This is a genomic window from Piscirickettsia salmonis LF-89 = ATCC VR-1361 (assembly GCF_000297215.2).
GTDB lineage: Bacteria > Pseudomonadota > Gammaproteobacteria > Piscirickettsiales > Piscirickettsiaceae > Piscirickettsia > Piscirickettsia salmonis.
The window spans coordinates 1-2,237 of sequence record NZ_AMFF02000068.1 but is presented as its reverse complement, the minus strand read 5'-3'; the positions used below and the strand labels follow the sequence as shown (position 1 = coordinate 2,237).

Sequence of the window (2,237 nt, the reverse complement as noted above, 5' to 3'; positions counted from 1 at the left end):
ATACATTGAGTGTAAAAGTACAGCTTAACCACTTTGCACTCAAATATAAATTACTTGTGCGGTCAAATCAAATAGCTTTTGAAGAGCTTAGGCGATTAAAATGTTTATGACCTGTGTGTAAGGTGAGTTAGATAATATAGAAAATAGCCTCTTGTCATGTGTAATAAAAACAGTTCTAATGTCATTAACATAATTTACATTTAAAATAATATACTCTAAAATATCATCAGAAATATTTTCTAATTCATTCTGATGCAACTCCATAATGAGTTGCTTACACTCAACCCCCTTTGCAACTAATTTTTTATTAGCTAAACTTAAATCTTGAGGCTCAATATCAACTATATCAACACCTCTATCTATTAAGAATATTTTTAATAAGTTTAGATCATAGCCAGTTTCATTTTGTCGCATCAAGAATAGTGGTTTAGATAAGTCAAATCTAGAAGTATAATTATCAATGAGCCTAGCAAGCTTATCTTCTATACCTTGATTTTCCGGATAATCTTCTCTTGTTTGCAAATGAGTATAATAAGTACCCATAAAACCATTAATTGTAAATCTAGCATTAATTTCACATAACTTAACTTCATTATTCTCAGAAATTAAGAAGTCAGGACGAATGGAGAACAATTGATATGGTGCTTCACTTGCTAGTTTAATTAAAGAGAGTTTGCGATCATCTAGTTTTAAAATTTCTTGTAAATCATCATCCAATAGATAATTATCAACAATTTTTATAATTGCTTTAACTAGAACCGGATGTACCTCTTCAACTTGATTCAAAATACTTATCGGCACATCAAGAAGATAAGGACTAAACCTTGTACCATAATTTTCCAAGTCCATTTTACTAGAAATTTTTGAAATAAAGTTATCATAGTCTAAAGAGTATTTAGATGAATCCAGATAACTTGGCACTAAATGCTTCATATCTAACCACCAGGTATTTTTTTATCTTTCACTTATTTTTATCATAGAAATTAATTTGAGAATTTATTGAAGTCAGTAAAAAATCTTATTCTCATTAAATGCCTATCTTTATCTTTAATCGTTGTTCTTGCATGTAGGTATCTTTTATTATCAAGCAAAAGTATTTGATTATCTTTTAACTCTAATTTCCTATTTAAAACAGGTGAGTGGCATAGTCTTTCAAATTCTTCTAAAGCAGACTGCAATGCTGGGGTTAGAACTTCTGACTTTAATATTTCTTTTCGATATCTCACATTAAAATTTTGATCAATAACTCGTGCATTAATTGATTCAATATCGCGTTTAAATTCTGGAGGCACAATAATTTCAACAGGGTCATTTTGTAATGCTTCAAATGACTCTGGTGTTAAGTGCTGGATCAAAGTTGAACAATCAACAAGAAGATTTTTCCCACCTCCAAATCGATCATGTCTAACGCTGCGAGCCATGGAGTGCTATGCCGATTCAAGGCACGTAACGCTGTGTGACGCGGACAGCCGAGGGTTTATAGTCGTCGCGTTTTGCTCGGCGATTTTGCATCATTGGATGTGCAAAATACCTACCGAGGTAGCGACGCTTACGTACAATGTAATGCAAAAAAATCTGGCACTTGCTTCTCATATGAACAATCAGTATGCAGAACAAACTCACTCAATTTATGAGAGCGTGCCAATGCCTCATTACCCCTTGACCCACCTTGTTTAATATGCCATACCGCATCATCTCCAGTGCTATGAGTGTGGGCCTCCCCTAATAAAGCAACGATCTTCTCCAAAGTTTTTGGAGAGTCTTCTTCATAACCAAGGGATACAATCAGTACTCCCATTTTATTCAAAACATGCTTATATAAGCTAGAAGGCACCGCTTGTTCTGGAAAATCTAACGTTTGAAAACACATTTGAGGTAACCGTATAGGCTGACTATACTCATACACATCTTCAATATCAATCGCACTCATTTTTATCTCCTATCATAATTTTTAATATATTTAAATGTTGATTTCTTTTATAACTAACTCACCTTACGCACAGGTCATAAACATTTTAATCGCCTAAGCTCTTCAAAAGCTATTTGATTTGACCGCACAAGTAATTTATATTTGAGTGCAAAGTGGTTAAGTTGTGCTTTTACACTCAATGTTTCTAGTTTACAAAATGCCACGATTGATGCAAAAATATGATTGCATTGTGACCGAACAGTTTTAGTTGGTGATTTTGCTAAACTTGCATTTTGTTTAATCGACTTATGATATTCTTCAATTTTCC

Annotated in this window: 4 protein-coding genes and 1 pseudogene; all 5 read right to left on the bottom strand. The window is 33.0% G+C overall.

The features are described 5' to 3' along the window. Positions 1–87: 87 nt before the first annotated feature. A complete protein-coding gene (locus C200_RS07015) occupies positions 88–933 on the bottom strand; it encodes a hypothetical protein (RefSeq protein WP_016212356.1) in 846 nt (281 codons plus the stop codon). Positions 934–983: 50 nt separating this feature from the next. After that, positions 984–1,421, bottom strand: coding sequence for a TauD/TfdA family dioxygenase (locus tag C200_RS07010; RefSeq protein ID WP_052047081.1), 438 nt, complete (start codon positions 1,419–1,421; stop codon positions 984–986). A gap of 16 nt (positions 1,422–1,437) precedes the next feature. After that, the gene (locus C200_RS16525; RefSeq protein WP_016212520.1) at positions 1,438–1,569 is read right to left on the bottom strand and encodes a hypothetical protein; all 132 of its coding nucleotides are present in this window, start codon (positions 1,567–1,569) and stop codon (positions 1,438–1,440) included. Further along, positions 1,550–1,930 carry a taurine catabolism dioxygenase TauD, TfdA family protein gene (locus tag C200_RS07005; protein WP_016212519.1) on the bottom strand — a complete coding sequence of 127 codons (381 nt, stop codon included), beginning with the start codon at positions 1,928–1,930 and terminating at the stop codon, positions 1,550–1,552. Before C200_RS07005 ends, C200_RS16525 begins: the two co-directional genes overlap by 20 nt. 74 nt (positions 1,931–2,004) lie before the next feature. Further along, positions 2,005–2,237 (bottom strand): annotated as a pseudogene (locus tag C200_RS16110) (IS701 family transposase); the annotation flags it as partial.